A 17362-nucleotide genomic window follows, 5' to 3' on the forward strand; every position below is an offset into this window, starting at 1 on the left:
CACCCGGTTTGTTTGTGAAAAGGAATTTTTTATAAACTCTATTCATAAAATTTTCAAAAAGAATCATACTAAAAACTAAAGCAGCACTTGGACTTGATTCTCAAAAGATCAACTCAAAAGAAATCCAATACCCTACAAGTGCTTAGTAAAGCTAAAAATTCCAATTTCTTTTCAAAAACTATTCGATTATTTTTTTTTAAAAAAATCAAGATTCTTTTCTAATTTTTTTAACTAAGTAAAGATTTAATCTTTTTGATTTCGATTAATAAGCCATTCTTTATTAACATTTAAAGTACAAATTGACTTTTTTATTCAAAAATCACCCCAAAAAACATGGACTTTGTAAAAATCCAGAAAAGAAAGAATAGTGATTCCCTAAATAAATGAGAAAAGAGAATGAAAAATCCACACCTCAACCTAGGCGCATTGAAAGTGATAATATTCGGGCACGAGAAACAAAAAAAGCCGGCTTTTTTAAAACCGGCTTGTGTTTTCGAATTGAAACAGATTATCTGATAAACAACATCTCTCTGTATTTCACCAATGGCCAAGACTCATCGTCCACCAAAAGCTCCAATTTGTCCACAGCATATCTGATTTTATCATAAAAAGCTTCTTTTACTTCCTTCTGATACCCTTTGGCACGCTTCACTACGTCCTCTTCTTTATTGAGTTTCTTTCTTGCCTCAGTCATTGCAGTTACGTTGGCCTTGAGTGACTCAAGATGCTTGGATACCTCCTTGATCGTTTCAACAGCCGCAGAATGATCCAAACCAAGACCTTTCAGACCATTTGCATTCTCTATCAACTTGTTCTGATATAGGATGGCAGTTGGGATGATGTGATTCAAAGCCAAGTCACCCATCACACGGCTTTCGATCTGAACTTTCTTAACAAAGTCCTCCAACATGATTTCATGTCTCGCATGAACCTCAATAGGATTCAGGACATTGTGACGCTCGAATAGTTCTTTGGTCTCTTTTCTTTCGTAAACATCAAGAGCTTCTGGAGTAGACTTCAGGTTGGAAAGACCACGCTTGGCTGCTTCCTTCTCCCACTCTTCTGAATAACCATCTCCCTCGAATCTAATCTTCTTGGAATCCTTGATATATTTTCTCAGAACATTCACGATAGCAATTTTCTTTTCCTTGCCAGCGTTCATTTCTTTTTCTATATCCTTATTCATCTGCTTCAAAGTCTCGGCAACGATCACATTAAGCGTAGTCATTGGACCAGCTACGTTTGCCTGGGAACCTACAGCACGGAATTCAAATTTGTTTCCGGTAAAGGCAAATGGAGAAGTTCTGTTTCGATCGGTATTGTCCAGGATAATTTCAGGAATCTTGGAGATACCCAACTTCATGTACATGTTGTCACCCTTCTCGATCTTGATATTTCCGTTTTTCTCCAACTCGTCCAATACTTCGGTCAAAGTAGCACCCAAGAATACAGAAATAATTGCCGGAGGAGCTTCGTTTGCACCCAGACGGAAATCGTTTCCTGCTGAAGCAATACTTGCTCTCAGCAAATCAGCATAGTCGTAAACAGCCTTTACGGTTGCAACCAAAAAAGTAAGGAACTGAAGATTTTCACGGGCAGAGTTGCTTGGCTGGAACAAATTAACCCCTGTATCTGTGATCAATGACCAGTTGTTGTGCTTACCGCTACCATTTACACCTGCAAAAGGCTTCTCATGGAAAAGCACCTTCAAGTCATGTTTCTCAGCGACTTTGTCCATCACATCCATCAAAAGCTGATTGTGGTCGGTAGCCTTGTTGATTTCTTCAAAAATCGGAGCAACCTCAAACTGTCCTGGAGCAACCTCATTGTGACGGGTAGAAACCGGAATTCCCAATTTCAAGGCTTCGATTTCAAAATCCATCATGAAATCTTTCACGCGGGTTGGGATAGAACCAAAATAATGGTCTTCCAACTGCTGACCGCGTGCAGGGTTGTGACCGAAAACGGATCTACCTCCCATTACCAAATCAGGTCTTGCGGCAAACAATGCCTTATCGATCACGAAATATTCCTGCTCGACACCCAAAGAAGCATTGATCTTACGAATATTTCTGTCAAAAAGCTGACAGATAGGAAGTGCCGCTTCATTGATAGCCTCCATTGATTTCAAAAGAGGAGTTTTATAATCCAAAGCTTCTCCTGTGTAAGACACGAAGATAGTTGGGATACAAAGCGTTTTTTCAAAAACAAAGATTGGGGAAGACGGATCCCAGGCAGTATATCCTCTTGCCTCAAACGTAGAACGGATACCGCCGTGAGGGAAAGAAGATGCATCTGGCTCCTGCTGTACCAAAGCAGATCCCTTGAATTTTTCCATGCCGGCATGTGCATCGAAGAAGGAGTCATGCTTTTCAGCCGTAGAACCGGTCAAAGGCTGGAACCAGTGGGTAAAGTGCGTAACACCTTTGGCAAGAGCCCAAGTCTTCACTGCCGAAGCAATTTCCTCTGCAGTTGCTGGATCGATTTTAGATCCCTTGTCAATCGCTTCTACTACTTTTTTGAAAATAGAAGGAGCCAAAGTCTGCTTCATCTGGTCGATTCCATAAACATTGGTTCCAAAGTAGTCAGAGATCTTGGTGGACGGCGGAGTTACTGTGACCCGCTGTCTAGCCTGTACCATGGATAAGGCTTGTTGTCTTAGTGTTGCCATTTTCTACAATATGTGGTTTGATAATACCCCAGCAAAAATAGAAAAATACTTCTTCATAAAAGCTTTTAGCTCATTTTTAAAGTAGATTTTCGAAAAATTTACACTTTTTTCAAAAAAACACGATCATTTTGACCCCAAAACTCAAAAATCAATCATTTTTTCACTCGAAAAATGGAAAATTGAAAACAAGCGGACTTTGATTACCTTTGCCTTCTCAAAATCAGGAGCGTATTTGTGAAAAAGGTAGCGTTTTATACACTGGGTTGTAAGCTCAATTTCTCCGAAACTTCCACCATCAGCCGACAATTTGAAGAAAAAGGCTTTCAAAAGGTGGACTTTCAGGAAAATCCGGACATTTTCATCATCAACACTTGTTCTGTAACCGAAAATGCTGACAAGAAGTGTAAAAAGATCGTCAAGGAGGCTAAAAAAATATCCCCGGACTCCTATGTCGCTATTATCGGGTGCTATGCTCAGCTAAAACCCAGGGAGATTTCTGAAATAGAAGGTGTTGACGCGGTATTGGGCGCGGCAGAAAAATTCAGACTGATCGAACTGCTGGATGATTTTGCGAAAGAACAGGAAACCAAAGTCCTCGCCTCTGAAATCCAGGAAGCCCGCTCCTTTAATAATGCATACTCGATCAACGACCGAACGCGTACATTTTTAAAGGTTCAGGACGGATGCAACTACGGATGCGCATTTTGCACCATTCCACTCGCTCGGGGAAAAAGCCGAAGCAATACCATTGAATCGGTATTGGAGTCTGCACGGGAAATAGCTGCTACCGACGTCAAGGAAATCGTATTGACCGGAGTAAATATCGGTGACTTCGGAATCGTGGACGGAAAGCGCATCGAACGCTTTGCAGATTTGGTCTTTGCCTTGGATGAAGTGGAAGGAATTGACCGTTTCAGAATTTCATCCATTGAGCCAAACTTGCTGACCAACGAAATCATCAGCTTCGTAGCTCAGTCCAAACGATTTGTCCCTCATTTCCATATTCCACTGCAATCCGGCTCCAACACTATATTAAGGAGAATGGGAAGACGCTACCTGCGGGAACTGTATGAGGATCGTGTATCCAAAATCAAAACGCTCATGCCTCATGCCTGTATCGGGGTTGATGTGATTGTGGGATTCCCTGGAGAAACAGATGAATTGTTCCTGGAAACCTACAACTTCCTCAATGATCTGGACATTTCTTATCTCCATGTCTTTACCTATTCAGAAAGAGCCAATACAAGGGCCACTGATATGGATGGAGTTGTGCCGATGAAAAAAAGAAATGAACGCTCCAAAATGCTCCGCATCCTTTCCGAAAAGAAACGCCGTAAATTCTACGAGGAAAATATAGGCAAAACATTTACCGTACTTTTCGAGGAAGACATAGAAAATGGGAAAATGCATGGATTCACCGAAAACTACATCCGAGTAGCAGCCAAATACGATCCCATGCTGGTCAACGAACTCAAACTGGTCACTCTGGACCATATCAATGAATCCGGAAATGTGGAAGTGCTCGAACCGGAAATGACTTACGAAAAACACTGATCCAAAAGCTGCTGTAAAAGGCAGCTTTTCTTTCTTCCCTACATTACAAGAGCAGGAGGATACTTTTCCAAAAGCTGAAATCCCCCCCTTCTTTATAGATGTCGGTTCTAATTTTTTATCTATCTAGTTCACATTCTATCTTTCCTCCTTATTTTTCCTAAATTCATCACAGGCTAAAGTCTAGATACATGAACAAACTGGCTATTCTGGTAGACGAACCTTGGTTGGAAAATTATGAATCCAAAATCCAAAAACGGTTCGACACTTTTCATACCCATATCCATAAAATCAACCAGGAGTTTGGCAACATCTTGGAGTTTGCCAGAATCCATGAGTATTACGGCATTCATTTTTTGAAGAATCGAAACGGGTGGATTTATAGAGAATGGGCTCCGGCAGCAAAAAAACTTTTTCTCATGGGGGATTTCAATGACTGGAACCGCGAATCCCATCCCATGCGTCAAAACCATCGGGGGGACTGGGAAATTTTCCTCCCCTATGAAGATTACAAAGACCGCTTCACCCATCGGAGCAAAGTCAAAGTCCATGTGATCGGCGCCAAGGATCAGGCTCTGGACCGAATACCTGTCTATATCAGAAGGGTAATTCAGGATGAAGCCACCCATGATTTTTCGGGTCAACTTTGGTTTCCCGAAGAAGAATTCCACTGGAAAGACGGGAAATTCGATCCTGCAGAAAACATAAAACAACCCCTGATCTACGAATGCCATGTCGGCATGGCTCAGGAAAAGGAAGGCGTAGGAACCTACAAAGAATTTGAGGAAAACATCCTTCCACGAATCAAGGAATCCGGATACAACACCATTCAAATGATGGCTGTCATGGAACATCCCTATTATGGATCTTTTGGCTATCATGTCTCCAATTTTTTCTGCCCCACCTCCCGATTTGGCACGCCTGAAGAACTCAAATCCCTGATCAATACGGCACATGAAATGGGGATTTCCGTGGTCATGGATATCGTTCACTCCCATGCGGTCAAAAACATCAACGAAGGCATCAATGAATTTGACGGAAGTGATGACCAGTATTTCCATCCCGGTGAGCGGGGCTATCACGAAGGCTGGGACTCCAAACTCTTCAATTATGGAAAATGGGAAGTTCAACAGTTTCTGCTTTCCAATATCCGCTATTGGATGGAGGAATTCCATTTCGATGGATTCCGCTTTGATGGGGCCACATCCATCATTTACCACCACCACGGACATGTAAGTTTTGACACTGCAGACAAATATTTTGACGAAGGGGTGGATGAAGATGCGATTTTGTATCTGCAACTGGCCAATACCCTGATCCATTCCTTCGATCCCAAAGCGCTTTCCATAGCGGAGGAAGTCAGCGGGATGCCTGGACTTTGTCGGAAGGTGGAAGAGGGAGGAATTGGTTTTGATTTTCGTCTGGCAATGGGAGTCCCGGACTTTTGGATCAAAACCCTCAAGCACAAAGCAGATGAGCAATGGGACATGTTTGAGCTTTGGCACGAACTGACCAACCGTCCCAAAAAGGAAAAATCCATTGCCTATGCAGAGAGCCATGACCAAGCGTTGGTTGGCGATAAATCCATCGCTTTTTGGCTCATGGACAAGGAAATGTACTTCAGTATGTCCGTCCTTCAGGAAAATCTGGTCATAGACCGGGGCATTGCCCTGCACAAAATGATCCGGATGATCACACTTTCCCTTGGTGGGGAGGGCTATCTGAATTTTATGGGAAATGAATTCGGTCATCCCGAATGGGTGGACTTCCCCAGAGAAGGCAATGACTGGAGCTATGCCTATGCCAGAAGACAATGGTCCTTGGTAGACGCTTCCCACCTTCGTTACCGGCATTTGGGCCAATGGGACAAGGCCATGATCCAACTTGCCCGTGATTACCAACTGCTGGCTGCTCCCCCAGCCACACAACTCTATCTCGATCCGGACAAGAAAATTCTTGCCTACGAGCGGGCAGGGCTGATTTTTATCTATTCTTTCCATCCTACTGAGTCCATTTTTGGATTCAAAATCAAGGTACCCAAGGCAGGAACCTACCAAATCATCCTCGATTCCGATGAGGCCAGTTTTGGTGGCTTCTACCGTCTGGATCCCACCATCCCCTATCCTACCGACAAGAAACAAGAGTTGAGTCTGTATCTTCCCAACCGGGTGGTGATGGTCTTGGAGAGGAAGAAATAAAACCGGAAAATCAGAACTTTTGAAGACAATTGGGCGAACGGAACACCAAAAGGTGAATCTGTGAACAAGTTGAACCCTAGCCATGAAAAACCTGCTCAAATCCACCCGATTAACTCGCTCGCTTTTTTTAATCTATTGGGTTGCATTGGTATGGATCATTGTGTTCAAGCTGAATATCCAGTTTACCTATATGGAACAAGGCCGGAAGATCAACCTGATCCCCTACAGCCAACCTTTGATGCTCAACGGCGAAGTGGATTTCGGCGAAATCATCCTGAACTGCCTGATTTTTATCCCTTTTGGGCTCTATGCCGGGGTATTATTTGAAAAGTGGAAATTGGGTAAAACGATTGGGCTATTTTTCTTCAGCAGTTTGGCACTGGAACTTTCCCAATACGGCTTGGGAATCGGGACTTTTGATACGACGGATATCATCAACAATACCCTCGGAGGAATTCTTGGCTTGATGGGCTATATGGGAATTGAACTTGCATCCAAAAACAGGCAGAAAACCCATCAAATCATCAATCTTCTCACCCTAATCGGCACCCTTTCCTTTGTCCTTATCCTGCTTTTTCTAAAAATCAACTGCCTCTGGTTTTTTAGGATGTAAGGGACCAAAAACCTGAATTAGTTCACCAAAAAGGTAAACTCACTTCCCTAAAAGGTGAATTAAGTGAGCATTTTGGTAAACTGGTTCAGCAAAAAGGCGAACTCACTGAGCTCCGAGGCGAACTGACTGAGCAAAAAGGCTAACTAGTTCGCCTCCGAGGCCAACTGGGGTACTTCTAAAGTGGGGAGGGGTACTTCTGAGGTGGGGTACCCCACTTCGGAGGTGCAAGGAAGGACCAAAAAGGTCCTCGCTTGAAGCAAAAAGGTCCAAGGTTCCGCCAAAAAGGTCCAAAGAAGGACCTCGGAGGCTCAAAGACTGAGCAAAACCTGACAAAGGATCATCAAAAAGGCGAAAGTTTTCACCAAATAGGCTCTCGCTTGAAGCAAAAAGGTCCAACGCTTCACCAAAAAGGTCCAAAGGAGGACCTCAAAGGCTCAAAGACTGAGCAAAACCTGACAAAGGATCAGCAAAAAGGCGAAAGTTTTCGCCAAAAAGGTCCTCGCTTGAAGCAAAAAGGTCCAACGTTGCGCCAAAAAGGTCCAAAGAAGGACCTCAGAGGCTCAAACTCTGAGCAAAACCTGACAAAGGATCAGCAAAAAGGCGAAAGTTTTCGCCAAAAAGGTCCTCGTTTGAAGCAAAAAGGTCCAACGTTGCGCCAAAAAGGTCCAAAGGAGGACCTCTGAGGCTCAAACACTGAGCAAAACCTGACAAAGGATCAGCAAAAAGGCGAAAGTTTTCACCAAAAAGGCCCTCGCTTGAAGCAAAAGACCCCGGCATTTCACTTTATTTAACCGGGCAGACCTTAAAAGGATTTTTATATTTAAAGATCCATAAATCCAAAAACCATGTTCAAATCCATTCGAATTCTATTTTTTCTTCTTGCAGTTTCCCAATTGGTACAGGCTCAGGAGCAGGATCAAATCCTGCTTGGAAGCAAGCATCAACTCCACTCCCAAGTCCTGGAGGAAGACCGGGTGTATTGGTTGAGCCTGCCGGAATCCTATTCTAGTCAAGAAGCATCCCATAAAAGCTACCCGGTATTGATCCTATTGGATGGGAATCTGCACTTCAAGCCCATTGCCGGAATGGTCCACTACCTGAGTTCCGATCGATACGGTAGCCGGAAAATTCCGGAAATGATTGTCGTGGGGATTCAAAATGTGGATAGAAGGCGCGATTACACACCGGACAAAGTCATTACCGTCAGGGAAAACAATACAGGCGGCGGGGAGCGTTTTCTCCGCTTTCTGGAGGAAGAACTGATTCCTGAACTCGACCAGCAGTACAGAACAGAACCCTATCGAATTCTGTACGGCCATTCTTTGGGTGGCTTGCTGGCTACCCATGCCTACATGAAGGAACACAGCCTTTTCAATGCATTTTTGGCAGTGGACCCGAGTTTGGGCACCTGGGATGCAGCCACCATGGACCAAAAACTCGATGCCGTGACAGACGCTACATTCAAGCGATTTTTCTACCTGGCTACGGCGAATTGGGGAAAGAGGAACTTTACCAATCGGGACCGTCATGTGAGATTGTATGAGGGCTTGAACAGAAAATACGAAGGGGATTTTCCAGCCCAACTGACCTATTTCGAAAATGAAAATCACGCCTCCGTTCCACCCATCGCTTTCCACGAAGGGATTTCTGCAATTTTTGAAGGCTATGGGATTTCTTATCGTGATGTGAAAACCCAAGCCCAGCTCCTCGAGCATTTCCAGTCCATCTCCCAACGGCTTTCCTGGGAAATCCATCCCCCAGAAACTTTGGTAAATCAACTGGGCTACAATTTCCTGAGAAGTAGAGATGAACAGGAACGATCTTCCGCATTGGATTTTTTCCTATTGAACACCGTAAACTTTCCGGATTCTTTCAATGCCTTTGACAGTTTGGGCGAGGCTTACGAGGCCCTGGGAGATCCGGAAAAAGCCCGGGAGAATTATAAAAAATCCCTGGAGCTCAATCCCCAAAACCAAAATGCCAAAAACCGATTGGAAGCACTACAAGGGGAGCAATAAAAACAGAAAGAGCAAAGGCATTTGGCAGGTCCAAGGCAAAAAAAAACTCTTCAAATTAAGGAGGCTTTACACATGTTAAGTCAAATCAATTATTCTTTTATGCAACGGATATAACTCCCACCTCTAGAAGCTAGAACTATGTTTAAAGGATTCTCCGCAAAATAGATCCTAGTCCCATCTATAGTAGTTATTCCAAAAGATATTATATCTCCTGATTGAGACCTGCTATTGGTCCAAAAAGAAAAGCTCTCATTGATATCGGTAAAAATTCCGCCTGCCCAAATTTCGCCTCCCGGTCTTGCATCAAAGCCACTTTCATTCGAACCATTATTTCCATTAGACCAATAATTACTACTCATTATTTTTGGGCCAGCTACATTAGCTCCTCCATTGAATTCAACTAATTCGAAAAAATCGGTTGAAGTTGGAATTCGCCATCCTTCAGGTGCAAGTCCTCTTGGATCAATCATTGCATAATAATTATACATTATGCCATAAATTTCCTCATTTTCAGATTCCCAAAAATAAGATGTCCATGCAGGGATTTTTTCATCGTAAAACCTAACCCAATCCTCAACGGACTTAGATTCTTGAATAGGGTCTCCATTTCTAAATACTTTTAAATCCAAATTTTGCTTCATCCAAATTTGACTTCCGATTTGTATTGCATTTTGATCTAATTCCTGAATTGAATCTGTATCTTCTGGATCGGAACATCCAAAAAAGAATAAAACCAACAATACTAGACTGGTATTACAAAAACGACTGAACATTTAAAAATAATTTTAGGATTTGAACTTATTAGATTTAAAACTAACTAACTCTAAACTCTAATCAAAGGCTGGATGACTTCCTTTTTCGGACTTTGGCATATAATTACTTATTTCAATATTTGCTATTCATCAAGTGTTTTATTTTTTCAATACAAATTTGGAAGTCCTCATCATATTTGACTTCAATCAAATTACAATCATTGAGTTTGCATTTTCTTCGTTTTTCTTCATCTCTTTTTTTTGTATTGTTAAACCCTTCAGTACCTCCATAGTAGTCAATAGGCTCATAATGTTGTTTTCCATTATATTCAATAGCTAGATTTTTTTCCTTTATAAAAATATCAAACCTTTGTCGGCCTAACCAAGGAGGACTATATTGACTAATTAAGGTAACTTCTGGGAATGTATCGCTAATCATTTTAAAAAGAAGTGTTTCATTATATAGTGATCCAACTAGATTATATCCATCATTTTTTCTAATCGTATTCTCAATTGATCTTAAATTTAAAAGTAATTTAGAATAATAACACTTAATAAAATCAATATTTAGTCCAATATTTTTCATTTTCTCAATTTTATAACGCCACCCTGGTATTCCAAACTTATTAACATCATTCCTCTTAAGATCATCAATACTTAAAATATCGAATATCAAATCTTCATAAACTTCTTTTTTAGAGAGAAATTCTCTTATTAGATCAAGTTCAAAAAAAGAATTAATTTCATCCTCATCCATGGAAAAAACATATTCTTTAAATGACTCATTAGAAATTAATTGAATAGAACTTTTTGCTAATTTTATTTTGAATGATGGTGCAGTAATGTAATCTATCCCTAAGGGGACATCATTGTTAACTAATAGAGAGTTGTATAAATCGTGTTTTGAAATTCTAATTCCAAAATGAATACTTGAAACAGCCAATTGAAATGGGTTTAAAAAGCCTTTTTTATACAGAAAATTAAATTTTTCATTTATGGTTAATGACGATCTTTTAATTATTTGGATTAATTCAGTCTTTGAGAACCAATCATTCTCACCGAAACTTTCTGTATAATTATTTAAAAATTTATTTAGTATATCTGGATTTGAAATTTTTGAATATGCATCAAAAATATTGTTTGAATTAAATCTAATAACATTACTTTTCTGACTAAATAAAATTTTGTTCCCATTTGGAATTATTAATAATTCAACCCATTTCTGACCTGAAGTGCTTTTTAATACTATTGAACATGGATAAATCGAATTTTCACCTTTTAAATAATTGAGTCCATTGAAGTTGACTAACTTAAAATTTGAACTTTGACCATCAATAAAGCAAACATCAAGCGTTTCCAAATCTTCAATTGTTAACGGCTTTCCATTAATAGTATGGTACTCAGAAAACACGGATTGTTTAATGTGTAATCTTTTAAGATCAAAATTCAAAAAATTTTCATAGCAACATTCAAAGTCTTCTTCCATTTTCAAATAGGTTTCTGATTTAATATCTGTGTTCGTATTTCAACTGTAATTTACGAAATATTTCTGCCATCCCCAGACCGCTATAAGTAGGTCTATATTTGCTTCAATTGTCTTTTCAGAAATAAAGTGATTTCTGATTTGGTTTCGTACCTATCCAATTTTTCTCCAAATCGCTTTGCTCTCGCTTCTTATTTGGTCAATTTGACCTCTAATCCCCCCTCTGAGCATAGTTTCTGTTTGGATGAAAAAAAAGCCGTTGACTAGGCGTAGTTTGCAACCAGCCACGCGATCCGTTACGTTTCATACCGCCAACCGCTACCACCAAAAAAAACTCAAACCTTTTAAGCCCATAAAACCCTTCCCCTATTTCCAATTCCCCTATCCCTTCCGATATTAGGTCAGCATTTCTAAAAATCACCCATGCCTGCCTGTGCCTTTCTTTCCATCTCCAATACCGAGGGATGGTTTATCGACGATGACTTGGTTCACCCCTTTTTGGAAAAACTGGGATGGACTGTAAAAAATATCCCCTGGAATCAGCCTACCGATTGGAATCAGTTCGACCTGGTCGTGATCCGAAGTCCCTGGGATTATCAACAGCATTTGGAGGCATTCCAGAAGGTATTGCGGAAAATTGACCAATCCCAAGCCATTCTTCTGAATCCCTTGGAACTCGTCCTTTGGAACATCCACAAGGGCTATCTTTTTGAATTGGAGCAAAAAGGAGTGGAACTGGTACCCACCATCCGAATCAAGGGTCTTGATTTGCCCAGTTTGGAAAAGGCATTTGAGATACTTCAGACAGAGCAGTTGGTCGTCAAGCCCATCATCGGAGCCAATGCGGATGATACGTTTTGGCTCAAAAAATCCCAGCCTGAGCATTGGACAAAAGCCCTTTCTGTCTTCCAGAACAAGGATGGAATGATCCAGCCCTTTATGCAAAATATCGTGGACGAGGGGGAATTCTCCCTGATGTATTTCCTGGGAAAGCTCAGCCATAGCATTATCAAGACTGTTGGAAAAGGGGATTTCCGGGTTCAGGAGGAACACGGGGGCGGAGTGATCCCACTGGCAAAACCGGAAAAAAGCCTGTTTGCAGCCGCGGAAAAAGCCCTACATGCCTTGCCCCAAAAACCCTTTTATGCACGGGTGGATCTGGTGAGGACTCCCCAAAACACTTTTGCGCTGATGGAACTGGAGCTGATTGAACCTTGCCTGTATTTCCGTTTTGATGAAAATTCCCCGGAAAAATTCGCGAACTTATTGCATGCTTTTTGGAAAGCAAAGCAAACCTAATCCAAAATCAAGTTTCCATGTATATCGCGGTAAACCCCAAACTCCCCATGCGGGACAAATCCATTACCCAGGACTTTTACGTTGGCTTATTGGGTTTTAAAACCTTGGGAAGCGGCAATTTTCCGGAATACCTGATGCTTGAAAAAGACCAGATCGAACTTCATTTTTTCCTTTTCAGGGATCTGGACCCCCAAGAGAATTATGGACAGGTTTACATCCGTACCCAAGACATCCAATCTCTCTATCAGAACTTTCTGAACAAACACATCCCCATTCACCCGAACGGACCGCTTCAACTCAAACCTTGGGGACAAATGGAGTTTTCCATTTTGGATCCGGATCTGAACCTTTTAACTTTTGGGGAAAGAATCACCTAAAAACCTACAATTTCCACTAACCCTACCCGAAATGACCCTTAAAAAAATACTTGCACTCGCATGTTCGGTCCAGATTCTGGCTGCCTGTTCACCCAGCAATCAGACTCCTGCTGAATTCAAGCTATTACCCACTCCTACTTCCTTTGAGATTCAGGGAAATTCGGATTTGAGTCCATCCGAGCTGAAACAAAGCTTTCAAAATGCCTACAAAGGAATGGTAGAAGGCCAAGATTTAGCATCTTGGACCGATCCCAAGCTCAGTTTGGAACTCCAAGCCGACACCTTTTCCAATCCTGAAGCCTACCAACTCGAAATCCAAAATGATCAGGTAAAAATCCAGGCAGGAACTCCAGCCGGGCTTTGGTACGGTTTGATGACTTTGGGACAAATAATAGAAGACGCAGAAGATCAGGAGGTAAATTTGCCCTCCATCCAAATTGAAGATGCTCCTGCCCTTTCCTATCGGGCTGTTCACTGGGATGTCAAACACCATTTGGAGCAAAAGGATTACTATTTCCAGCTGTTGGACAGACTGGCCTTCCAGAAAATCAATGCCGTCATCGTGGAGATTGAAGACAAACTCCAGTACCAGCTTCAGCCCAAAGTAGGTTCCTCGGATGCCTTTTCCATAGAGGAATGGCAGGAGATCAGTGCCTATGCCCTAGCCAGAAATATCCGGATCAGCCCCTTGGTACAAGGCTTGGGCCATGCTTCCTTTATCCTCAAGCATCCGGAATATTTGGAATTGAGGGATGATCCGGAAAGTGACTGGGCTTTTAATCCATTGGATGAGCGAACCTACCAAGTTCAGTTTGATCTGTACGAGGATGCGCTGAAAGCCTTTCCCTATGCGACTTACCTGCATGTAGGAGGAGACGAAGTGCATACAACCGGAAGAAACTCCGGAAAATCCCCTCTTGAGCTTCAATTGACCTGGCTTAACCGGGTCAGTGCCTATGCGGAGCAAAAAGGACTCACTCCCATCTTTTGGGATGATATGCCGCTGAAAAACGCAGGACTGTATAGAAGCATTTACAACACCCAACTGAGCGAAGCACAGGTGGACAGCATCTGGGCTGCCAATAGTTCGAATTTGGATGAATTCGTGGGCATGTTCCCCAAAAACTGCGTCTACATGCGCTGGAACTATGACACACCGGAATCTCCGGGAAATGAAAAAGCCATGAACTGGTTTACCCAAAACGGCTTCAAAGTCATGGGTGCCACAGCTGGACAAACCCGTTGGAATCTGATGCCACAGAGTGAAAGTAATGCCAAAAACATTCGGGACTTTGCTCTGATCTCCATCCGGAACCAAGCCGACGGGCTTCTTTTGACGCTTTGGGATGATGATTCCCCTCACTTTGAATTATATGGGAGAGGAATCGCAAATTTCGCAGAATACACCTGGGCCGGAGATAAGAAATCCATTGATGAGGTCAAGAAGGCCTATCGTCAGCGGGCATTTGGACCGGCACTTTCTTCGGATGAATATGAGTTCATCGATTCCCTGGAACTGGCAGTGGCATTCTGGAAAAATGCACTGCTCGATCCCAAGCAGGACCGAAACAGACTCCGATCCAAGTCAAATCCAATGGAAGAATCCCTCATTGCCCTTCCCAATTTGGATTCCGCCGGAGCTTGGACCGGCAAATACGAAGAGAAAATCAAGCTCGCCCAAGTCAATCAGGAAAGAGTGGAAGCAGTGTTGGGACAGATTGCTGAAAGTAAAAAACTGGCCAAGAGGAACAGCTTTACCCTGGATGTCTATGAGCAAGTGGCCCAGTCGGTTCAATTTTCCAACCGGGCTTTGATGACTTTAGCCGAACTGGATGAACCAACGGGCGAAAACCGAAATCAAGCCCTCCAAAAACTGGCAGGTTTGGCCGAGGAATGGAATGCCATCGAAAAGAACCTTGAATCCGTCTATGGCAAAACCCGACAGCTCAACAAACCGGAGGATTATATCCTGGATCAGGATCATCATGTCCATCTGGCCAATCAGGCCAAAAAATTCTCCGATTGGCAGTTTTATGTAGAGGATTTGTTTGTGGAAAAAGTCAAATCCATCCAGGAATAGAAATCAAGTAAAACAGCCTCAGGATTTTCCTGAGGCTGTTTTATTAAAAGTCAAAGCTTAGGTTCCCTCCTTTTCGAAAGGCTTTGAGATTGAACTCAGGCATGTTTCGCCCCTGGAAATACTTTTTCCTAGCATGTCTGAAAAGCTGGTGTATGCTTTCCGCCAAAACTCCCTCCCCTTTCATTCTCCTGCCAAACTGGTTGTCCTGCACTTTTCCTCCATGGAGTTCGGCGATTTGATGCATCACTTTTTGGAAGCGGTCCGGGTAATTTTTCTGCAGCCAATCCGAAAAGATCTCTTCCAGTTTCCCATTTAGACGAACTACTGTCATTCCCGCACCTCGGGCACCATGATCGGCTGCAGCCTTGAGAATTTGTGGGATTTCGTGATGGTTGAGTCCGGGTATGATAGGAGCATTCATTACTGCCACCGGAACTCCCGCTTTGGAAAGGGCTTCTATGGTTTTGAGTCGTTTGACAGCACTGGCAGTTCTTGGTTCCATGGCCCGGCGGAGACTTTCATCCAGCGTGGTAATGGAAATATAAACCTGCACTAAATTATCGCTCCCCAAGTCCTGAAGCAGATCCAAATCCCGTAAAATCAAACTGTTTTTGCTAATGATCCCCACGGGATGGCGGTAGCGTGCAAGCACCTTCAGAATACCCCGGGTGATTTTCATTTCCTTTTCCAAGGGTTGGTAACAGTCTGTATTTCCAGAAAGAGAAATCGGGCTGACCTTCCAAGCCTTGCTCAGGAGCTTTGCTTCCAAAAGCCTGGGCGCATTCGGTTTGGCCATGAGTTGGGTTTCAAAATCCAAACCCGCCGTATAGCCATAGTATTCGTGGGAATTTCGGGCATAGCAATAGATACAACCATGCTCACAACCTTGGTAGGGATTGAGAGAAAAACTCAAACCCAGATCCGGGCTGGTAATGGGATTGACGATGGTTTTGGGATGCTCTATCCTCACCTCTGTTTTGGGGGAAAGCAAAAGCGGCTCGTCAATGCCTTCCACATGTTCGGCTACCAGCCTCTGTTCCAAAAAGCGGTTACCGGACTGGACCTGTGCCCCCCTTCCTTTGAAATATTCCTCTTCCCTGTCAATCATTTTGTCAAAACCAAGCACCTTATTTTAAGGAAAATGGCAGACAAACAAAGACCGGTGACAGAAAATGTCCGGTTAGGGATTTCTTAAAAAGGAAAAGTCAGCAAGGCATGTTGGCTGACCGTATTAAAATCCCTCCACACCCGATTGAGTTCGGTATGGGACTTTGCTGCTTCCAAGCCTGCAAAAGGAAACATCTGGGCATTGAGTTTCCGGCATGCCCCCGTCATTTTCCGGCTGATATGACTGACTGATCTCAGGGTTTTCTTGGAGATTTTGCCATTTGCTTCCAATTCTTCCCAGGAATGCTCCACTTGCTCGTAAAACTTCCTCCTCACCTTTTCAAGCTTTTTCAAAGTCTTTTTCTCCTGCTTTTTGAAATAGTCCACATACTGCTCATCATACTTTCTATGCTCATTTCTTTTCCAAAAAGATTCTCCAATCAATCGTTGCAGATGATGAGTGATTCCTAAAATATTGATCGCCAAAGTAGCCTCGGCAAACTGCAAGAACGGATACTGATAGATAGGCTTGGAGATCATGGCTTTTTCCGGCAAAATCTGAAAACTCCGGTTCAATGGAACGTGGAGATTCTCCGTTTTAAAGGCATGGCTTCCCGTTGCTATCATTCCCATATAACTCCATCCATCTAGAATTTCCACTTCCTCTCTTTTCAGGATAAAAGCCTTGACTACAGGATTTCCTGCTTCATCCAAAAGAGGCTTCCCATTTTCAAGAAGTTCACAGTTTGCTGTCAAATGTGTGGCATGCAAAGCTCCGGAAGCATAGGTCCAAGATCCATTGACCAGATATTCCTCTCCTATTTGATCGGCTTTTCCTCCAACAAATCCACTTCCTGCCAGGCAAACTTTGGGATCGGAAAAGATTTCCTCCCCCAATGACTCCTCCAAAAACCCCACAAACCAAGCCGCTCCGGCACATAGCGTCAGAGTCCAACCCAAACTTCCGTCGAACTCTGCGAGTTCCTCCTCGACTTTCAAGGCTTCCGGAAGGCTCAGCCCCAGTCCATTCAAGCTTTCGGGAACAAAAAGTTTAAACCATTTCTCTTGATAAATGACATCCAGCCATTCTTCAGGCAAGCATCCCAATTTTTCAGCTTTAGCAGCCAATTCTTGGTTTAATACCCCAAATTTTTCCATGCCACAAGTTTAGAAAGGTTTCCCCAAAGCAACAGGGAAAATTCATTCTTTTGAA

General features: G+C 42.7%; 12 protein-coding genes. 7 read left to right on the forward strand and 5 right to left on the reverse strand.

Going from position 1 to position 17362, the window contains the following annotated elements; translation table 11 throughout:
- Nucleotides 1-508: 508 nt before the first annotated feature.
- Nucleotides 509-2671, reverse strand: coding sequence for a glutamine synthetase III (locus tag P2G54_RS10730; protein ID WP_275870963.1), 2163 nt, complete (start codon nt 2669-2671; stop codon nt 509-511).
- A gap of 234 nt (nt 2672-2905) precedes the next feature.
- On the opposite strand from P2G54_RS10730, the gene mtaB reads away from it, so the two are divergent.
- The 4 genes from mtaB to P2G54_RS10750 all read left to right on the forward strand — a co-directional run bounded on the left by mtaB (nt 2906) and on the right by P2G54_RS10750 (nt 9051).
- Nucleotides 2906-4225, forward strand: coding sequence for a tRNA (N(6)-L-threonylcarbamoyladenosine(37)-C(2))-methylthiotransferase MtaB (gene mtaB, locus P2G54_RS10735; protein ID WP_275870965.1), 1320 nt, complete (start codon nt 2906-2908; stop codon nt 4223-4225).
- A 188-nt stretch (nt 4226-4413) separates the two neighbouring features.
- Nucleotides 4414-6420 (forward strand): alpha-amylase family glycosyl hydrolase, encoded by a 2007-nt coding sequence (locus P2G54_RS10740; RefSeq protein WP_275870968.1) that lies wholly within the window; start codon nt 4414-4416, stop codon nt 6418-6420.
- Between the two features lie 82 nt (nt 6421-6502).
- On the forward strand, nt 6503-7033 hold the full coding sequence (locus tag P2G54_RS10745; RefSeq protein WP_275870970.1) for a VanZ family protein: 531 nt from the start codon (nt 6503-6505) through the stop codon (nt 7031-7033).
- A gap of 845 nt (nt 7034-7878) precedes the next feature.
- Complete coding sequence (locus P2G54_RS10750) at nt 7879-9051, forward strand: alpha/beta hydrolase-fold protein (protein WP_275870972.1); 1173 nt, start codon at nt 7879-7881, stop codon at nt 9049-9051.
- Nucleotides 9052-9140: 89 nt separating this feature from the next.
- Here P2G54_RS10750 and P2G54_RS10755 read toward each other — a convergent pair whose 3' ends face one another.
- The gene (locus tag P2G54_RS10755) at nt 9141-9824 is read right to left on the reverse strand and encodes a fibrobacter succinogenes major paralogous domain-containing protein (protein ID WP_275870974.1); all 684 of its coding nucleotides are present in this window, start codon (nt 9822-9824) and stop codon (nt 9141-9143) included.
- A gap of 112 nt (nt 9825-9936) precedes the next feature.
- A complete protein-coding gene (locus tag P2G54_RS10760) occupies nt 9937-11289 on the reverse strand; it encodes a hypothetical protein (protein WP_275870976.1) in 1353 nt (450 codons plus the stop codon).
- Between the two features lie 420 nt (nt 11290-11709).
- Here P2G54_RS10760 and P2G54_RS10765 point away from each other — a divergent pair, with 420 nt between their 5' ends.
- From P2G54_RS10765 to P2G54_RS10775, 3 genes are read left to right on the forward strand one after another with little or no spacing between them, the layout of a single operon-like run.
- Nucleotides 11710-12585 (forward strand): hypothetical protein, encoded by an 876-nt coding sequence (locus P2G54_RS10765; RefSeq protein ID WP_275870979.1) that lies wholly within the window; start codon nt 11710-11712, stop codon nt 12583-12585.
- Nucleotides 12586-12602: 17 nt separating this feature from the next.
- Complete coding sequence (locus P2G54_RS10770; protein ID WP_275870981.1) at nt 12603-12962, forward strand: VOC family protein; 360 nt, start codon at nt 12603-12605, stop codon at nt 12960-12962.
- A 31-nt stretch (nt 12963-12993) separates the two neighbouring features.
- Nucleotides 12994-15042, forward strand: a complete 2049-nt coding sequence (locus P2G54_RS10775; RefSeq protein WP_275870983.1) for a family 20 glycosylhydrolase — start codon at nt 12994-12996, stop codon at nt 15040-15042.
- A 43-nt stretch (nt 15043-15085) separates the two neighbouring features.
- Here the strand turns inward: P2G54_RS10775 and P2G54_RS10780 are convergent, their stop codons facing one another.
- Nucleotides 15086-16168, reverse strand: coding sequence for a PA0069 family radical SAM protein (locus P2G54_RS10780; protein WP_345795471.1), 1083 nt, complete (start codon nt 16166-16168; stop codon nt 15086-15088).
- Between the two features lie 65 nt (nt 16169-16233).
- Nucleotides 16234-17307, reverse strand: coding sequence for an acyl-CoA dehydrogenase (locus P2G54_RS10785; protein ID WP_275870985.1), 1074 nt, complete (start codon nt 17305-17307; stop codon nt 16234-16236).
- Nucleotides 17308-17362 lie beyond the last annotated feature (55 nt).

The organism is Algoriphagus sp. CAU 1675, assembly GCF_029222925.1.
Classification (GTDB): Bacteria; Bacteroidota; Bacteroidia; order Cytophagales; family Cyclobacteriaceae; genus Algoriphagus.

Coding starts and splice junctions, on each gene's coding strand:
- P2G54_RS10745 (WP_275870970.1), top strand. CDS start 6,503: ATGAAAAACCTGCTCAAATCCACCCGATTAACTCGCTCGCTTTTTTTA.
- P2G54_RS10750 (WP_275870972.1), top strand. CDS start 7,879: ATGTTCAAATCCATTCGAATTCTATTTTTTCTTCTTGCAGTTTCCCAA.
- P2G54_RS10740 (WP_275870968.1), top strand. CDS start 4,414: ATGAACAAACTGGCTATTCTGGTAGACGAACCTTGGTTGGAAAATTAT.
- P2G54_RS10760 (WP_275870976.1), bottom strand. CDS start 11,289: ATGGAAGAAGACTTTGAATGTTGCTATGAAAATTTTTTGAATTTTGAT.
- P2G54_RS10765 (WP_275870979.1), top strand. CDS start 11,710: ATGCCTGCCTGTGCCTTTCTTTCCATCTCCAATACCGAGGGATGGTTT.
- P2G54_RS10755 (WP_275870974.1), bottom strand. CDS start 9,824: ATGTTCAGTCGTTTTTGTAATACCAGTCTAGTATTGTTGGTTTTATTC.
- P2G54_RS10785 (WP_275870985.1), bottom strand. CDS start 17,307: ATGGAAAAATTTGGGGTATTAAACCAAGAATTGGCTGCTAAAGCTGAA.
- P2G54_RS10770 (WP_275870981.1), top strand. CDS start 12,603: ATGTATATCGCGGTAAACCCCAAACTCCCCATGCGGGACAAATCCATT.
- P2G54_RS10730 (WP_275870963.1), bottom strand. CDS start 2,671: ATGGCAACACTAAGACAACAAGCCTTATCCATGGTACAGGCTAGACAG.
- P2G54_RS10775 (WP_275870983.1), top strand. CDS start 12,994: ATGACCCTTAAAAAAATACTTGCACTCGCATGTTCGGTCCAGATTCTG.